General features: G+C 42.5%; 16 protein-coding genes. 2 read left to right on the top strand and 14 right to left on the bottom strand.

Translation table 11 applies throughout. The annotated features are described in order from the left end of the window. Positions 1-168: 168 nt before the first annotated feature. From nadC to L0B70_RS04620, 9 genes are all read right to left on the bottom strand, one after another. A complete protein-coding gene (gene nadC / locus L0B70_RS04660; RefSeq protein WP_235143132.1) occupies positions 169-1,029 on the bottom strand; it encodes a carboxylating nicotinate-nucleotide diphosphorylase in 861 nt (286 codons plus the stop codon). 35 nt (positions 1,030-1,064) lie between these two features. After that, positions 1,065-1,910 carry a sulfurtransferase gene (locus tag L0B70_RS04655; RefSeq protein ID WP_235143131.1) on the bottom strand — a complete coding sequence of 282 codons (846 nt, stop codon included), beginning with the start codon at positions 1,908-1,910 and terminating at the stop codon, positions 1,065-1,067. Next, the gene (gene nadB / locus L0B70_RS04650) at positions 1,910-3,481 is read right to left on the bottom strand and encodes an L-aspartate oxidase (protein ID WP_235143130.1); all 1,572 of its coding nucleotides are present in this window, start codon (positions 3,479-3,481) and stop codon (positions 1,910-1,912) included. The genes L0B70_RS04655 and nadB overlap by 1 nt, the downstream gene beginning before the upstream one ends. Before the next feature lie 73 nt (positions 3,482-3,554). Then, positions 3,555-3,788 (bottom strand): hypothetical protein, encoded by a 234-nt coding sequence (locus L0B70_RS04645; RefSeq protein ID WP_235143129.1) that lies wholly within the window; start codon positions 3,786-3,788, stop codon positions 3,555-3,557. Beyond that, positions 3,788-4,012 (bottom strand): hypothetical protein, encoded by a 225-nt coding sequence (locus L0B70_RS04640; protein WP_235143128.1) that lies wholly within the window; start codon positions 4,010-4,012, stop codon positions 3,788-3,790. The genes L0B70_RS04645 and L0B70_RS04640 overlap by 1 nt, the downstream gene beginning before the upstream one ends. A 33-nt stretch (positions 4,013-4,045) precedes the next feature. Beyond that, positions 4,046-4,675 (bottom strand): NAD(P)H-dependent oxidoreductase, encoded by a 630-nt coding sequence (locus tag L0B70_RS04635; protein ID WP_235143127.1) that lies wholly within the window; start codon positions 4,673-4,675, stop codon positions 4,046-4,048. Between the two features lie 214 nt (positions 4,676-4,889). Beyond that, a complete protein-coding gene (gene rnhA / locus L0B70_RS04630; protein WP_235143126.1) occupies positions 4,890-5,378 on the bottom strand; it encodes a ribonuclease HI in 489 nt (162 codons plus the stop codon). A 2-nt stretch (positions 5,379-5,380) separates the two neighbouring features. Continuing rightward, positions 5,381-6,976 (bottom strand): replicative DNA helicase, encoded by a 1,596-nt coding sequence (dnaB, locus tag L0B70_RS04625; RefSeq protein ID WP_235143125.1) that lies wholly within the window; start codon positions 6,974-6,976, stop codon positions 5,381-5,383. Positions 6,977-7,229: 253 nt separating this feature from the next. Continuing rightward, complete coding sequence (locus tag L0B70_RS04620; protein ID WP_235143124.1) at positions 7,230-8,468, bottom strand: MFS transporter; 1,239 nt, start codon at positions 8,466-8,468, stop codon at positions 7,230-7,232. Between the two features lie 241 nt (positions 8,469-8,709). Between L0B70_RS04620 and L0B70_RS04615 the strand changes: the two genes are divergently transcribed. Next, positions 8,710-9,048 carry a multidrug efflux SMR transporter gene (locus L0B70_RS04615; protein WP_235143123.1) on the top strand — a complete coding sequence of 113 codons (339 nt, stop codon included), beginning with the start codon at positions 8,710-8,712 and terminating at the stop codon, positions 9,046-9,048. Here the strand turns inward: L0B70_RS04615 and L0B70_RS04610 are convergent, their stop codons facing one another. The 5 genes from L0B70_RS04610 to L0B70_RS04590 all read right to left on the bottom strand — a co-directional run bounded on the left by L0B70_RS04610 (position 9,049) and on the right by L0B70_RS04590 (position 12,493). Further along, positions 9,049-9,420 carry a hypothetical protein gene (locus L0B70_RS04610; RefSeq protein ID WP_235143122.1) on the bottom strand — a complete coding sequence of 124 codons (372 nt, stop codon included), beginning with the start codon at positions 9,418-9,420 and terminating at the stop codon, positions 9,049-9,051. 27 nt (positions 9,421-9,447) lie between these two features. Then, positions 9,448-10,950, bottom strand: coding sequence for a GH3 auxin-responsive promoter family protein (locus L0B70_RS04605; protein ID WP_235143121.1), 1,503 nt, complete (start codon positions 10,948-10,950; stop codon positions 9,448-9,450). A gap of 48 nt (positions 10,951-10,998) precedes the next feature. Continuing rightward, on the bottom strand, positions 10,999-11,610 hold the full coding sequence (locus L0B70_RS04600) for a hypothetical protein (RefSeq protein ID WP_235143120.1): 612 nt from the start codon (positions 11,608-11,610) through the stop codon (positions 10,999-11,001). Further along, on the bottom strand, positions 11,607-11,969 hold the full coding sequence (locus tag L0B70_RS04595) for a hypothetical protein (RefSeq protein ID WP_235143119.1): 363 nt from the start codon (positions 11,967-11,969) through the stop codon (positions 11,607-11,609). The genes L0B70_RS04600 and L0B70_RS04595 overlap by 4 nt, the downstream gene beginning before the upstream one ends. Positions 11,970-12,076: 107 nt before the next feature. Then, entirely contained in the window at positions 12,077-12,493 is a 417-nt protein-coding gene (locus L0B70_RS04590; RefSeq protein WP_235143118.1) for a hypothetical protein, read from the bottom strand. A 263-nt stretch (positions 12,494-12,756) separates the two neighbouring features. Here L0B70_RS04590 and mfd point away from each other — a divergent pair, with 263 nt between their 5' ends. After that, on the top strand, positions 12,757-16,173 hold the full coding sequence (gene mfd / locus L0B70_RS04585) for a transcription-repair coupling factor (protein ID WP_235143117.1): 3,417 nt from the start codon (positions 12,757-12,759) through the stop codon (positions 16,171-16,173). Positions 16,174-16,224 lie beyond the last annotated feature (51 nt).

Genomic DNA, 16,224 nt, shown 5'->3' with positions numbered 1-16,224 from the left:
AAAAAAAACGGAACATTTATTAATAAATTGTTAAATTTTAAAGTTTTGTTAATTTTTATATTAAATTATTGATTTTAAATCCGTTGGAGCCGCAATTATTCAAAAAAAAAAATTATGCGCATTGCATAATTTTCGGATTTGTTAGATTATAATTACTATTTCAATAAATTATTTCACCGCTTTTAAACTTAGGTCAATGTTCGAGGCAGAGTGCGTTAAGGCGCCCGCAGAAATGTAATCCACCCCTGTATTTGCAATGTTTTTCAACATGTCGCGCGTTATGCCGCCCGAGGCTTCGCTTTCGCATTTCCCGTTGATGAGGTGTACGGCTTTTTTCATGGTTTGGGTGTCCATATTATCCAGCATAATTCGGTCTGCACCGGCTTTTATAGCTTCTTCAACTTCCAGAAGCGTGCGCGTCTCAACTTCGATCTTCAGTTTCTTTTTATTTTTTTTGATGTATTCCTGCGCCATTTTTACCGCATTCGTAATACTTCCGTTGTAATCGATGTGGTTGTCCTTCAGCATAATCATATCGTACAAACCATATCGGTGATTTGTTCCGCCGCCAATAGCGACGGCCCATTTCTCGCAAATCCGGAAATTGGGTGTTGTTTTTCTGGTATCCAAAAGTTTCGTTTTCGTGCCCAGCAACCGCGAATCCCAGTCGTGCGTTAGCGTCGCAATTCCGCTCATTCTCTGCATGCAGTTTAGGATAAACCGTTCCGTGGAGAGGATCGACCGCGCATTTCCGGTAACAAAAAAAGCCACATCGCCCGCTTTTGCCATTTCTCCGTCTTTAATGAAAACTTCGACTTTCAAATTTTTATCGAAAGTGTTGAAAATAATTTCAGCCAGTTCCACACCCGCCAAAATACAGTCTTCTTTTACCAGCAATCTTGCTTTCTGCTGCAGATCTTTCGGAATCGTGGCTAAAGTAGAGTGGTCGCCTTCGCGAATGTCTTCTTCCAAAGCATTTTTAATAAAAGTTTTTAAGGCATCTTTCGTTACGTAGGCGGGTCTTTTCATTCTTTATTTTTTTGAAAACTTTCGAAGGTTTAAATTTAATCAATATTTTTTGCAACCGGTTTGTCGTTTCGCGACCATTCGCTCCAGGAACCGACGTAGAGACTGGGGATTTCGAAGCCGGCATAATCCAAAGCCAGCAAAGTATGACAGGCTGTTACGCCCGAACCGCAATGGACTGCGATTTTCGTGGAGTTTGTGTTTTTTAAGATCTTATCATATTTTTTCCGAAGAATATCCGGATTTTTAAAAGTTCCGTCTTCGTTCAGGTTTTCTTTAAAGGGAATATTGACCGCACCCGGAATATGTCCCGCAATTTCATCGATAGGTTCAGATTTGCCGTCGTAACGGTCTTTCTCGCGAACATCAATCACGGTAAATTCGGGATTTTCTGAGTTCTTTTCGATGAAATCCATATCAACTTTCGGCAGTTTCCACTTTTTTAGCGTAAGTTTTTCCACTTTTCCCGCTTCTGCAATTTCTGAATTGATTGGAAACCCCTGCGCTTTCGCCGCTTGAAAACCACCGTTTAAAACCTGCACGTTTTCTATTCCTACGGATCTTAACATCCACCAAAATCTCGCCGCCGCGTTGGCTGCATTTTTATCATCGTATACAATAATGTGCGAATTTTCATCGATACCAAGTGTTGCTAAAAGTTCTGCAAATTTTTCCAAATCGGGCAAGGGATGTCGCCCGCCGTCCTTCGCGTTTTCTGGAATTTGCGCTAAATCTTTATTCAAATCAACATACAGAGCCCCGTCGATATGCTCCGAAAGGTAATGTTCAGAAGCAGCATCGCCACTTCCCGCATCTACAATAACCAAATTGCCTTTGCTTAAATTACGTAATTCTGCTGCGTTGATAATGGGAGATATTTTCATTAGACTAAATCTTTATTAAAAAATGCGCCTTTGTTTTTTTTCATTTTCATGGACTGTTTGATGATCAGATAAGAAATGTTCACCAGATTCCGCAGTTCAGAAAGTTGCGGCGAAATGATGGAATAATTGTAAAGTTCCGTTACCGCTTCGAAAATTTCCTGCTGTTTTTTCTTTGCCAGCAACAGTCTTTCGTTGCTTCGTACGATGCTTACAAGATCGCTCATCATTTCCTGAAGCTGTCGCCGAAAATAGGAAACCATCACCATTTCGTCCATCATTTTCATTCCTTCCTCGTTCCATTCGGGGACCGCCTTTAAATCTTCAAAATTAAAATCATTAATTTCCAAAAGTTCGACGGTTTTTAGCGCGGCATTGTGACCGAAAACCAAACCTTCCAGCAAAGAGTTGGAGGCCAGCCGGTTAGCACCGTGCAAACCCGAGTTCGTACATTCGCCCACGGCAAATAAATTTTTAATGGAACTCTGTCCGCTCATATCGGTTTCGATGCCGCCCATCAGATAATGACACGCCGGAACGACGGGAATTAGCTGTTTGAAAGGATCAATACCTTCTTCCAGGCATTTCTGATAGATGTTAGGGAAATGATCCATGAATTTTTCGTGGTTCATATTGCGGCAGTCCAGACCAACATAATCGGCGCCGGAAATTTTCAATTCACTGTCAATCGCGCGGGCTACGATATCGCGGGACGCCAGTTCTTCGCGTTCATCGTATTTATGCATGAATTTTTCGCCGTCTTTTGTTCGGAGTTTCGCGCCGTCACCCCGAACCGCTTCCGAAATCAGAAACAGCATGCCGTCTCTTTTCGAATACAACGCCGTGGGATGAAACTGATAATACTGCATATTGGAGACCTTGCCGCGCGCGCGGTGTACGAAGGCAATTCCGTCGCCTGTTGCGATAAGCGGATTTGTTGTGTTTTTATAAACATGACCGGCGCCGCCTGTGGCAACCAAAGTAATTTTGGCCGTAATCTTTTTGATTTTTTTGTTTTTCTCGTCCAAAATATAGGCGCCGTAGCAGTCGATTTTATTCAGGTCGAAAATTTTGTTTGGAACGTGGTGCTGCGTGATCAGATCGATGACGTAATGATGCGCCATGATTTCGATATTCGGCGATTTATTTACGGTCGCGAGCAAAGCGCGTTCAATTTCTTTCCCCGTGATATCTTTGTGATGCACAATGCGGTTCTCCGTGTGGCCGCCTTCTCGACCAAGCATGAGATGCCCATCTTTCTGATCGAAATTGGTGCCCCATTCTACGAGTTCTTTAAACCGTTCGGGACCTTCTTCGATCACCATTTTCACGACATCCAGATTATTTTCGCCGTCGCCCGCGCGCATGGTATCGTCGATGTGTTTCTGGAAATTATCGTTGTCGAAATTGGTCACCACGGCTAAACCGCCCTGGGCGTATTTGGTGTTGCTTTCGTCTTCATCGGCTTTTGTAACGATGATGATTTTGGCTTCGGGCATTTTCTCGGAAATTTTTATCGCGTAAGAAAGTCCGGAGATTCCGGATCCGATGACGAGTACGTCTGCTTTTATCATTGAGGTGGTCGGGGGTTTTATATTTTGGGATAATTTTCAGGGTTTTGTTTTGTAAAACGGACCCCATGAACAATTACGGTTTCTTTTGAAGCAATAATGAAATGCAATAAAACCGGGAATTTCTTGATCTCCGGATCCGCATTTCATCATATCTGATTTGAAAAAAAGGATTGGTTTCCAGTTGCAAAGAAGTCTCATCAAAGTTTTGAATAAATTTCTTTCCTAATTCCACGGAAATATTGTTGTAAAAACCAACAGCGATCTCCAGATCTTCCATTGCTTTCTCGCAAAATAGAACGGTAAACATTACAAATACTTTTCCCGCAGCTTACGCCAGTCTTCAAATTTCGATGGGTCCGTATTTTTCAACCTTTCCCGCATCAGTCCTTTCTCTTCTTCCGAAAAATCGTAAACCTCTTCTTCCTCAACCGGAAAAATGATAATTTCGACTTTATCGGTCGTAAAAGTGTCGGGTATTTCTATATTGATTTGGTGATCTTTCACCGCCACAATTTTTCTTATTGCATTCATTTATAGTGATTTTGCTTCTCAAATTTACACAATTTAAATAAACTTAAACAGTTTGTCATTGGGCTTCCGCACTTTTTTTAATTTTTGAAACTGATCTTCTTCGGAACGGTAACCGAGCGCCAAAGTAACGGCAACTTTTTCTGTGGACGCATCAATTTCCAGGACCTGGGAGATTTTTTCCGGACTGAAACCTTCCATCGGACAAGTGTCCACGTTTTCCAGAGCTGCGGCGAACATGAGATTTCCCAGGACGATATAGCATTGTTTATCGGCCCACGCCATTACTTCTTCGGGACTTAATTTTTCGATGTGGCTGCTGATGCTTTGTTTAAAAGGGTTTAAACTTTCCAAAGGAATTTCCCGGGTTTGAGAGATATGCGAGAAATATTTACCGATATATTCTTCGCCGATCGTGTTTTTGGACACGAGGACAATTAAATGCGAACACGTAGAAATCTGGGAAGGATTGTAAAAAGCGGGAACGAGTTTTTCCTTCATTTCCGCGCTTTGAACGATGATGATCTCGTATGGTTGAAGTCCCAGGGAACTAGCAGAAAGTTTTGCCGCTTCCAGAATATTGGCGATCAAATCGGAAGAAACTGTTTTGTCTTTGTCAAATTTTTTCACAGAATAGCGGTTGCGCAAAGATTCGAGATAATTCATAATTCAAAGATAGAAAAACGAGGCGAAAGATTGAAAGGAAGTGCCGCGTGAATTTTTATCAGAGCGGATTTCCAAAGGTGAATTTCTTCGCGTCGGTTTTTCGCTAGTAAATCCAAAACAAATTTTTATTTGTCAAAAACAACTTCATGTTCTTTGTTCTTCCTGAATATTAAGGGTTTATCAAACTTTCTTTAAAAGCCTGTTTTCCCCACGTTTATTTATCGAAAAGTCCGCCGTCCTTTTGCTTCTCGAAAAATTCATCGATTAAAAGCGGTTCTTTCTGCGCGGCTTTTACGGCCAGTTCGTCGCAGATCTCATTTTCCGGATGTCCGGCATGGCCTTTAACCCAGTGAAAAGTAGTTTGGTGCGTTTTCAGAAGAGGAATCATTCGCTTCCACAGGTCGGGATTTTTTACGTTTTTAAAACCTTTTTTTATCCAGCCGAAAATCCATTTCTGATTAATGGCGTCCGAAACATATTTGCTGTCCGTATAAATATGGATGTCGTTTTCTGTGGATTTAAGTTTTTCCAAAGCAGTGATCACCGCCAGTAATTCCATGCGGTTATTGGTGGTTAACCGGTAACCCTGAGCATATCTTTTTTCGTAATTTTTCTCGGGAACTTTCATCACGATTCCATAACCGCCTCTGCCGGGATTTCCGCTGCAGGCACCGTCGGTATAGATTTCAATTCTTAAACTCATGCCTAAAAATCAAACTCGTCGTCATCATCCAGATCATTCATCGAGGAGCCGGAAAGATTTTGTTTGCTTGGCAGATCGAAAGCTGCTCCCGGATCGATGGTGGTTTTAATTTTCTCGAAACCGCTTGGCGCGTCCAACTGTGCAAAATTGGAAGGCTGATAACCCGTTCCGTATTGGTTTCCGAAAAGATCGAGATCCGCAAATTTTGCAATATTTTTGTAGAAAGACATCCGCACATCGGCGGTCGCACCGTTACGGTGTTTTGCGATGATGAGTTCTGCCTGATTTTCGGTGGAAGATTCTGCGCCGTCTTCATCGTTGTCCCACGTGGCAATTTTATAATATTCCGGACGGAAAATAAAAGAAACGATATCCGCATCCTGCTCAATCGCACCGGATTCCCGCAAATCCGAAAGCATCGGGCGTTTGCCGGGACGCGTTTCCACACTTCGGGAAAGCTGAGAAAGCGCGATTACAGGAACGTTCAATTCTTTGGCAATGGCTTTTAAGGATCGGGAGATCATGGCGATTTCCTGCTCCCGGTTTCCTGCGCCGCCTTTGCCGGAATTGGCCGTCATCAGCTGAAGATAATCCACCATGATGATCTTTACGCCGTGCTGCATGACGAGGCGTCGGCATTTTGCACGGAAATCGAAAACGGAAAGCGACGGCGTTTCGTCGATAAACAAGGGTGCATTTTCCAAAGCCGAAACGTTGGAGAAAAGCCGCTGCCATTCTTCATCGCTCATTTGTCCTTTTCGTAATTTCTCCGAAGAAATTCCGGTTTCGGAGGCGATCATCCGTGTAATTAACTGAACTGAAGCCATCTCCAGAGAGAATAAGGCCAAAGGTATTTTATGTTCAACGGCAATATTTCGGGCCATGGAAAGAAGGAAAGCTGTTTTTCCCATCGCCGGACGCGCCGCGATGATGATTAAATCTGAATTTTGCCAGCCACCGGTTTCTTTGTCGATGTCTTTGAAACCGGACGGAATTCCGGAAATCCCTTCTTTGTCTTTTAGAGATTTGATGGTTTCGATGGCCTGTTTTACCAACGTATTTGCGGTGTCGAAACCTTTTTTAATGGTTCCGTTCGTGATTTCGAAAAAGGATTGTTCGGCTTTGTCGAGGAGTTCGAAAACATCGGTGGATTCTTTGTAAGAACTGTCGATCACGTTGGCGGAAACATTGATCAAACTTCGCAGGATAAATTTCTCCAGTATCACCCGAACATGATATTCGATATGCGCACTGGAAGAAACGCCCATGGTAAGATCGATGATATAATGATCGCTGCCCGCAAAACCGAGTTTTTCGGTTTTTTTGAGTTCCTGAATTACCGTCATTAAATCGACGGGATGGTTTCCTTCAAAAAGTTTTAAGATGGCCCGAAATATTTCCTGATGCCGTGGATCGTAGAAAACTTCGGGCGTTAATAAATCGATGGAATAATCGAGGCCTTTTTTATCAATGAGAAAAGTTCCGATGACGAGTTTCTCGAAATCAACAGCATTGGGCGGCATTTTGCCGTCGGAAATAGAGAGTTCTTTCGCAAAATTGCCGTGAATGAGAGATGATAAAGTTTCCTTTTGAGTCATTTGACAAAGATAGTTGTTTTATGTTTTTTTCCTAAATTTTTAACCAACAATTGCGGCGGGAAGATACTTAAAATATTGGCAGTCAAATATTTTTGATGTTGGTAAGTCGGCAAAAAGACGGCTTTTTATTCTAACCCGGATTGCAATGAAAATCCTTTTTTTGGCCTCGGACAAAGGTAGGGCGAAAAAAAGATTGTAATGGAAAGCCGGCACTTGTTGCGCAGGAAGATCCCCTTTTTGTGTTCCTCAAAAATCAATAGTTCATTTTTCGGAGTTTCGGTACTTTGGCGGCGACCAAAAGCGCGATGAGGACCGTCATTGTTCCGCCGAAAATGACGGAGCGCACCACGCCGAGAAGTTTTGCCGCGAGACCGCTTTCGAACTGGCCCATTTCGTTGCTGGACATGATGAAGATGGAATTGACGCTTAAAACGCGGCCGCGAATATAATCCGGTGTTTTTAGCTGAACGATGGTGCCGCGGATCACAACGGAAATCCCGTCCAGCATGCCGCTGAAAGCGAGCAGCACAAAGGAAAGCCAATACCATGTGGAAAGTCCGAAACCGATAATACACAGTCCGAAGCCGGCAACGGCGACGAGCAGTATTTTTCCCTGATTTTTTCGCAGCGGAACGAAAGCCAGAAAGGCAATAACGCACATAGAACCGATGTCGGAAGCGGCGTTGAGCAGACCAAAACCTTCCGCACCCACTTTTAAAATGTCGGTTGCGAAGACGGGAATCATGGCGACAGCGCCGCCGAAAAGTACAGCAAACATATCGAGGCACAGCGCGCCCAAAATTTCTTTGGTTTTATAAATGTAAGCGATTCCCTCGCGCATGCTTTGTACGACGCCAACTTCGCTGCCCGTGTTTTCCGAATGATGTTGGTTGAGGAACCAGAAGAAAACCGAAGAGAAAATCATAAGACCGACAACGACTAAAATAGTTCCGGAAATACCGATCCAGTGAATAAGAAAGCCGCCTAAAGCGTGGCCGCACACGGAAGCGATCAAAAAAGTGGCCTGGTTTAAAGTGATGGCGTTGGGCAGGGTTTCGCGGGAAACGATTTTTGGAATCATGGACGGAATGATGGGTCCGATAAAGGCGCGGCAAAATCCGGTGAAAAAGATTACAGCGTAGATAAAATAAGAAATCTGAAGGTTGCTGAAATGCAATAATTTATGGCCGAAAAAGGCAGGAATTACGAGCAAACTGATGAGGAAAACGTACGCGTAATTGCAGATCAAAAGAAGTTTTTTCTTTTCGGAATTATCGATCACGTGGCCGGCATACAGTGCCGTGGAAACTGCGGGAATCACTTCGGAAAGCCCAATGAGGCCAATGGCGAAAGGATCTTTCGTCAGCTGATAAATCCACCAACCCATCAACGTTGCCAACATCCGGAAAGACAAAACCAGAAAGAATCTTCCGGTCATTAAATTTCGAAACTCAGGAATTCTGAGGGTCTGAATGGGTTGCAGTGAAATCATTTTGCAAAAGTAAATTTTCGAAACGGAAAATCATTTAATTATTTGCCGCTATTCGCGAATTATTTAGTGGTGGTGGGTTTAATGGTCTGCCGGTATTTTTGGTGAATTTTGCCTTTTGAGGTTTGCCAGCAATGCAGGAATGCTCAGCCTGGATTTTTTAAGGAGCTTTTAAAGAATGCTAAGAAATCGCGTTATTGAATTCGTGACTTTGAATCTTCCCAAAAAAAATTATCTTTGAAACATGAACTGGATTTTACTCATTATTGGCGGCCTCTTCGAAACGGGATTTGCCACGTGCCTTGGAAAAGCGCAGGAAACGACCGGCAGAGAAAGTTATTTGTGGTGGGCCGGTTTTGTGGTGTCGTTATTTCTGAGCATGTTTTTGCTGTACAAAGCCATTTCTGTGGGCGCGCAACCAATTCCGATCGGCACTGCATATGCGGTCTGGACGGGGATTGGCGCAGTCGGCGCCGCGCTGATGGGCGTTTTCGTGTTTAACGAACCGGCGACGTTTTGGCGCATGTTCTTTGTTTTTACGTTGATCGCGTCGGTAGTTGGGTTGAAAGTGGTTTCGAATTAATTATTGTCCGGCGGCCGTATGTCCGAAAGCCCTGCCAATTTGGGCAACTGCACTAAATATTACCGCTGTAACAACGATGAATCCCGCAGAAGTTCCCACAAGGATTACAGTACCTGCTGTATTGTCTTTCCGCACCTTCCAAATCGTTTTTTTTGACAGAGCAATCCGAGATTTATGATGAAGTCCAATAATGCTGTCTTTTTCAACGGAGGTAATTTCCATGTTGGTTTTTAAATCGTTTTCATGAAAAAAGACATATTTTGTTCCGGCCTGCAGTTTTTCGAAATTTCCCGAATCTTCATCGGCGCTGTATTTATTTGATGAACAGCAGTGAAAAGCAAGAAGGGACATTAGAATCAGCAGATATTTCATAGAAATTATTTAAACTAAAGTATGAATTTAATCTCTTATATATTGCTCAAAAAAATCCGCGATCTTTCGGTCATTGGCCAAACGCGGGATTTTATTTTGTCCGCCTAATTTTCCTTCGGATTTCGCGTATTCCTGAAACGCGTTTTTCACCAACGAAGAAATTTTTAAAGGCTGTAGAATTTTTCCGGAGATGAGATCATCATAATAGGAATTTCTTTGCCGCATTTCTTCGTCTAAATTTTTCCGGAAGGCTTCCAAATTTTCCGGCTCTTTTTCAAACTCGATAAACCATTCGTGGTAAGGCAAACCTTCCGCAGGATTAACCTGTGGGGCGAGATGAAACTCGGTGATCTGCGCCGGAAATGCTTCAACTGTGGCTTTCATGGCTTCTTCCACTTCAAACGCGATAACGTGTTCGCCAAAAGCGGAAGTGAAGTGTTTTGTCCGCCCCGAAACCAAAAGCCGGTACGGATTTTTCGAAATAAATCTCACCACATCGCCGATGGAATACGCCCAAAGTCCGGAATTGGTGGTTAAAATTAAAGCGTAATCTTTATTCAATTCCACGTCTTTTAAAGTCAGTCTTTTCGCCCCGGGTTGTCCGAATTCTTCCAGCGGAACAAATTCATAGAAAATTCCGTGATCCGTTAGCAGCAGCAAACCCTCTTTCTCGTAATCATCCTGAAAGGCAAAAAATCCTTCGCTTGCCGGAAAAGTTTGAATGATATCGACCTTTCCGCCCAAAAGTTCTTCCATTTTTTCACGGTACGGTTCGTAATTCACGCCGCCCGTGATGATGAGCTGCAAATTCGGGAATAAGTGCGTAATCTTTTTGCCGTTTCGCTCGATCAGTTTTTCAAAATACATGATCAGCCAGGGCGGAATGCCGGAAATTAAAGTCATGTTTTCGTTTTCGGTTTCCTTTACGATTTCGTCCACCTTGGTTTCCCAGTCTTCGATGAGGTTCGTTTTTAAGCTGGGCAAACGGTTTTTCTGCAAATATTTCGGGATGTGATGTGCGACGATGCCCGAAAGTCGGCCCGTCTTTATGCCGTTGACTTCTTCCAGTTCCGGGCTGCCCTGCAGGAAAATCATTTTTCCGCCCACGAATCCGGCGTTATTTTTTTGGGCGATATAGTGAAAAAGCGCGCTGCGTGCGGCATTAATATGAAAAGGCATTCCTTCTGTGGAAATAGGAATGTATTTGGAACCGGACGTAGTCCCGGAGGTTTTCGCAAAATATTCTGGCGTTTCCGTCCAGAGAATATTGCGCTGGCCTTTTTTTACTTTTTCGATGTAGGGTTTTAGATCTTCGTAATCCGCAATCGCCACGTGCTTTTGAAAATCCTGAATATTTTTAATGTTTTCGAACTGATGTTCGCGGCCGAACAACGTTTTTTCTGCCGTTTGGATTAATGAAAGCAGGAGTTTTTCCTGATCTCCGACGGCGTTTTGTTTGAAGGACTTGGTTTCTTTAACGTGATTTTTGGCCCAAATTAAAGCGATATTTTTCTTAATGAAATTCAGCATAGCGCAAATTTAGAAGATTTTGGAAATAAAACGGTGGAAGTGCCGATTTCAAAAGTTGTAGCGGTAGCCCAAACTTAAACGCAAAAAAGCGGAATGATTAAAATATTTTTGAATGTCGGCGTTTTCATTATAAATATTGGTGGAATAATAATTGAATTTTCCCGCCACGAAAACCGCCTGATAGCCTTCCGGATCTAAAATATAAATCGCTTTTCCACCCAGATTAAAACCCATTCCGGAATTTTTAAGTTTTTCGTCAGTCAAAGCGATAAACGAGCTGGAATGGTTATAATAACTGAAACCTGCCATTTCTTCCACGAGGAATTCCTCCGAAATATTTTCGCGGTGCGTCAGAAAAACATCGATCACCGTCATTTTTGGGGAACCGATATTGCCGTAAATGTTTTGGCGGTCATATCGCACGTTGGAAAAAAGCATATTATAATCGACGCCGAGGCCAAAGTTAATAGGCGTCATTAAATTTCCGCTGAAACCGAAACCGTAAAATGGCTGCAGGTCTTTGGCGAGCGAATTATTCCCGAGCGCTTTCATCATAATAGCTTTCGCTTCGATGTTTGAAACGACGTCGAGTTTGTATTTCTTTTTCTGGCCGAAAAGAAAAGTGCTGAAACCAAAAAAGCACAGAAGTAGGATTCTCATTCTTTTACTTTTATTTCGTCGAATGTTACATAAGTATTTCCGGCGGGAACAATGATCTGCAGGGAATCGGCGGACAACGTGCAGCCTTGCTTTGAAGCGGTAAAAGATTCGATCTTTTTATTCATAACCACCGAAAAATCCTCTGAAATTAGCGGTCCCGACAAGGTGAAATCCCCGGAATTCGCCGGTACGGTTTCGGCGATATTGGTATCGTCGCTTTCGAGAGCGACGGATATTTTGTCGAACTTCAAATTGTTTCCGGTTATTTTTCCCTGTACGTAAGCGCGGGGATTGTCGCGGCTGTCGGACTGACAGGCCAGGAAAACAGAAAAGATCAGAAAAGCGTAAAAAAGCTTCATCAATTTTTTTTTAAAGATATAAAAAAATGCAAAACTTTTTTTTCCTTATTCAGAATAAAAAAAACCGCTTCAAATGAATGAAACGGTTTCGTTAGTTCTTCTAAAAATTATCTTGTACAGTTTGCCGTCCAGGTTTTACCATCAGCAATATAAAGAATTTTTAAATCGTCGTTATCGATTCTGATGTACGAAGTTGCAGAAGATCCAATGCTGATCAAAGAATTATCGCCTTCTTTTTTAAATTCAATTCCGTTCAGATCCGAAATGCCGTCGGAAAAACTGAAGTTGTACTTGTTTCCGCTGCCTACTTTGGTTACAAAAACCTTCCCGTTGTCCTGAGAATTGGTGGTGGAACCATCGTAATAGGAAATACTTCCGTTGTAAGTTCCCGCGAAAAAATCGTTGTCTGCAGGATCGTCATCGCGGCTGCAGGACGCCAGGGAAATTACAGAGAACAATAGGATAAATAATCCTAAGAATCGCCATGTAGACTTTTTCGAGTTTTTCAAAATTGCTAATTTCATACTGTTTTATTTTTAAATTAAGTTTCAGAGTTTTTCAAACCGTATGCCACGTCCACGTAATACCATTTGGTTTTATGCTTTATTAGGAAGATTTATGAAAAATTAAAAAAGACTTGCATATTATTTCCAGTTTTCTGCATCGCAGCGTTGAAAGAGGTTCTAAAAAATAAATTCATAAATTTGTGTTTTCAAACGGTTTCGGAATTTTCCCGAAATCGCTTTTGTCGTTTTTATTTGGAACGGCTTTAAATTTTACTTTAAGAATGCAATTAAAACACATCCACGAAACTTTTCTGCCCAATTTGCTGAAAAACGAATTTGGCGCTACAATTTTCAAAAATCTGGAAGATTACCAACATCTTTCTGTGCGCGGTTTTGCGGGTTCCTCGCCTTCCGTTTTTACCGCCGAACTTTTTTTGACCTACAAAAAGACCATCCTTTTTTTAATTGAAGACCGCGAAGAAGCACTTTACGTTACGGCTGAAATGGAAGATCTGCTGGGCAAAGAAAACGTTCTCTATTATCCGGCGACGCACGTAGATCCTTATCAGATCGAGAAAACCCAAAATGCGAATCTGGTTTTAAGAACCGAAGTTTTAAATAAACTGAATTCAGGAAAAAAACCGAAAGTCATTGTGGCGGGATTTTCTGCGCTGGCGGAAAAAGTTCTGAAGAAAGAAGATTTCAAAGCCATTTCTCACCTCATTAAAACGGGCGAAAGTTTAGATTTCAACTTTACGGAAGAACTTCTGCACCAGTTCAATTTTAATCTGACGGATTTTGTGTCGGAGCCCGGCGAGTTCTCCGTGCGCGGCGGAATTGTGGATGTTTTCTCTTACTCCAATGAACAGCCGTACCGCATTACTTTTTTCGGAAACGAAATTGAAAGCATTAAAACTTTTGATATTGAAACGCAGCTGACGAACGGCAAAGTGAACAGTTTTCAGCTGGTTTCGAATATGAATTTTGCGGTTTCGGGCACGAAAGTTTCGCTGTTTGAGCTAATGCCGAAAGACAGTTTTGTCGTGTCGAAACATGCTTTTTTAGGTCTGAAGAAAATCACGGATTTTTATGAAAAAGCAGAAGTGAAGTTCGAAACTTTAAATAAGGACATCCGGCACCAAATGCCGCAGGAACTGTTTCTGTCTGCGGAAGTTTTAATGAACGATTATCAAAAATTCCGAAGCATTGATTTCACTTTAGAGCAATTAAAATTAGATCATATTTCGACCGCCGAAATCGAACTTTCTCAGACGCAGCAACCCACTTTTCACAAGAATTTCGAATTGCTTGTAGAAGATTTAAAAGAAAAGCAGCACGATCAGTTTGAAATATGGATCTCGTTCTCCACGGAGAAGCAGAAAGAAAGACTTGAAAGTATTTTTGAGGATCTCATGCGACCGCCTTCGGAAGATTCAAACGTGGAAAATGGGTTGGACGCCTCCTCAAAAATCGCCTTTAAATCATTTAAATCGGAACTTCATGAAGGTTTTGTAGATGTTGATCATAAAATTTCTGTTTATACGGATCATCAGATTTTCGACCGTTACCAAAGATTTAAAGCGAAAAATGCTTTTGCGAAATCGGAGCAGATCACGCTGAAAGACCTCATGCAGATGAAAGTGGGCGATTATATTACGCACATCGATCACGGCATCGGAAAATTTATGGGTTTGGTGAAAGTGAACAACAACGGCAAAATTCAGGAATGTTTTAAACTAACGTATAAAAACGGCGATCTGCTTTACGTAAGCATTCACTCGCTGCATAAAATCTCAAAATTTAACGGCCCGGACGGGAAAGAAATCGTGCTGTCGAAACTCGGATCGCCCGCCTGGAAATCTTTAAAACAAAAAACAAAAGCAAAGGTTAAGCAGATCGCGTTTGACCTCATCCGGCTTTATGCGGAACGGAAAACGGCGAAAGGATTTGCCTTCACGCCCGACACTTATCTGCAAAATGAACTGGAAGCCAGCTTTATTTACGAAGATACGCCGGATCAGGAAAAAGCCACGCTGGACGTGAAAAACGACATGGAAAACGATAACGTGATGGATCGTTTGATCTGTGGCGATGTGGGTTTCGGCAAAACAGAGATCGCGATTCGGGCGGCTTTTAAAGCGGCGACAGACGGAAAACAGGTAGCGATTTTGGTGCCTACAACAATTTTGGCCTTTCAGCATTACCGCAGTTTCAAAGAAAGGCTGAAAGATTTCCCGGTGAATATTTCTTACATGAACCGCTTCCGCACCGCGAAACAGAAATCCGAAACCTTGGCCGGTTTGGAAAGCGGAAAGATCGATATTGTGATTGGAACGCATCAGCTGGTGGGAACTTCGGTGAAGTTTAAAGACCTGGGACTTTTGATTATTGACGAGGAACACAAATTTGGAGTTTCGGTGAAAGACAAACTCAAGACCATCAAAAATAATATCGATACGCTTACTTTAACCGCAACGCCGATCCCGAGAACGCTGCAGTTTTCGTTGATGGCGGCACGGGATCTTTCGGTGATTAAAACGCCACCACCAAACCGTCAGCCTGTGGAAACGAGTATTGTAGGTTTCAATGAAGAAATTATCCGCGATGCGATTTCCTATGAAATTCAGCGCGACGGCCAGGTTTATTTCATCAACAACAGAATTGAAAACCTGAAAGATATTGCGGGATTAATTCAGCGTTTGGTTCCGGATGCGAGAGTGATTACGGGCCACGGACAGATGGAAGGAAAACAGCTGGAACGAAATGTTCTGGATTTTATGGAAGGGAAATACGACGTTCTTGTTTCCACAACAATCATCGAAAGTGGCGTGGATGTGCCGAATGCCAACACCATTTTCATCAACGATGCGCAAAGGTTTGGCATGGCCGATATTCATCAGATGCGCGGAAGAGTCGGACGGAGCAACCGCAAGGCTTTTTGTTTTCTCATTACGCCACCGTTTGATATGATGACGTCGGACGCGCGGAAAAGGCTGGAAGCCATCGAACAGTTTTCGGATTTGGGAAGCGGCTTTCAGATTGCGATGAAAGATCTGGAGATTCGGGGCGCGGGCGATCTTTTAGGCGGCGAACAGAGCGGATTTATTAACGAAATGGGTTTTGATACGTACCAAAAAATCATGCAGGAAGCTTTGGAAGAATTGCAGAACGATGAGGAATTTGAAGACCTGTTTGAAAATGAAGAAGACCGCAAGAAGCTGTTTAAATCCACAAAAGAAGTCAATATCGATACGGATCTGGAATTGATGCTGCCGGATTTTTTTGTACAAAGCATCGAAGAACGGCTTTCGCTCTATCAAAAACTCGCCGACATTCAGAGCAAAGAAGACTTGCAGAAACTGGAAAGTGAGTTGGTGGATCGGTTTGGCGATTTACCGTCGGAAGCTAAAAACCTTATTAAATCGGTAGAGTTAAAATGGATTGCCGCGGAAATCGGTTTCGACAAAATTGTGGTGAAGAACGGCGTTTTTCTCGGATATTTCCCGTCTAATCCGCAGGACAAATTCTATCAAAGCGATAAATTTAAAAATATTATAGCCTATTTAAGCAAAAATCCGCGGGAGGCGACGTTAAAAGAAAAAAGTGCGAAAGAAGGCAATCAACTGATGATGCGCAAAGAAAATGTGCAGAATGTGGATGAGGTGAATTCGGTTTTGGAAAGGATTTTGGGGAAATAAAATACCTCAATCAATTTTCCAAAAAAAGAGTACTTTTGCTGAAATGAATTT

The organism is Kaistella sp. 97-N-M2 (assembly GCF_021513235.1).
In the GTDB taxonomy this organism is placed as follows: domain Bacteria; phylum Bacteroidota; class Bacteroidia; order Flavobacteriales; family Weeksellaceae; genus Kaistella.
This window is presented reverse-complemented; position numbering and strand designations above follow the sequence as displayed.

Bases quoted from the DNA above. Each gene is read 5' to 3' on its own strand.
- mfd (WP_235143117.1), top strand. From the start codon at position 12,757: ATGCAATTAAAACACATCCACGAAACTTTTCTGCCCAATTTGCTGAAA.
- L0B70_RS04595 (WP_235143119.1), bottom strand. From the start codon at position 11,969: ATGAAGCTTTTTTACGCTTTTCTGATCTTTTCTGTTTTCCTGGCCTGT.
- rnhA (WP_235143126.1), bottom strand. From the start codon at position 5,378: ATGAGTTTAAGAATTGAAATCTATACCGACGGTGCCTGCAGCGGAAAT.
- L0B70_RS04640 (WP_235143128.1), bottom strand. From the start codon at position 4,012: ATGAATGCAATAAGAAAAATTGTGGCGGTGAAAGATCACCAAATCAAT.
- L0B70_RS04600 (WP_235143120.1), bottom strand. From the start codon at position 11,610: ATGAGAATCCTACTTCTGTGCTTTTTTGGTTTCAGCACTTTTCTTTTC.
- L0B70_RS04655 (WP_235143131.1), bottom strand. From the start codon at position 1,910: ATGAAAATATCTCCCATTATCAACGCAGCAGAATTACGTAATTTAAGC.
- L0B70_RS04610 (WP_235143122.1), bottom strand. From the start codon at position 9,420: ATGAAATATCTGCTGATTCTAATGTCCCTTCTTGCTTTTCACTGCTGT.
- L0B70_RS04645 (WP_235143129.1), bottom strand. From the start codon at position 3,788: ATGTTTACCGTTCTATTTTGCGAGAAAGCAATGGAAGATCTGGAGATC.
- dnaB (WP_235143125.1), bottom strand. From the start codon at position 6,976: ATGACTCAAAAGGAAACTTTATCATCTCTCATTCACGGCAATTTTGCG.
- L0B70_RS04615 (WP_235143123.1), top strand. From the start codon at position 8,710: ATGAACTGGATTTTACTCATTATTGGCGGCCTCTTCGAAACGGGATTT.
- nadC (WP_235143132.1), bottom strand. From the start codon at position 1,029: ATGAAAAGACCCGCCTACGTAACGAAAGATGCCTTAAAAACTTTTATT.
- L0B70_RS04590 (WP_235143118.1), bottom strand. From the start codon at position 12,493: ATGAAATTAGCAATTTTGAAAAACTCGAAAAAGTCTACATGGCGATTC.
- L0B70_RS04635 (WP_235143127.1), bottom strand. From the start codon at position 4,675: ATGAATTATCTCGAATCTTTGCGCAACCGCTATTCTGTGAAAAAATTT.
- nadB (WP_235143130.1), bottom strand. From the start codon at position 3,481: ATGATAAAAGCAGACGTACTCGTCATCGGATCCGGAATCTCCGGACTT.
- L0B70_RS04605 (WP_235143121.1), bottom strand. From the start codon at position 10,950: ATGCTGAATTTCATTAAGAAAAATATCGCTTTAATTTGGGCCAAAAAT.
- L0B70_RS04620 (WP_235143124.1), bottom strand. From the start codon at position 8,468: ATGATTTCACTGCAACCCATTCAGACCCTCAGAATTCCTGAGTTTCGA.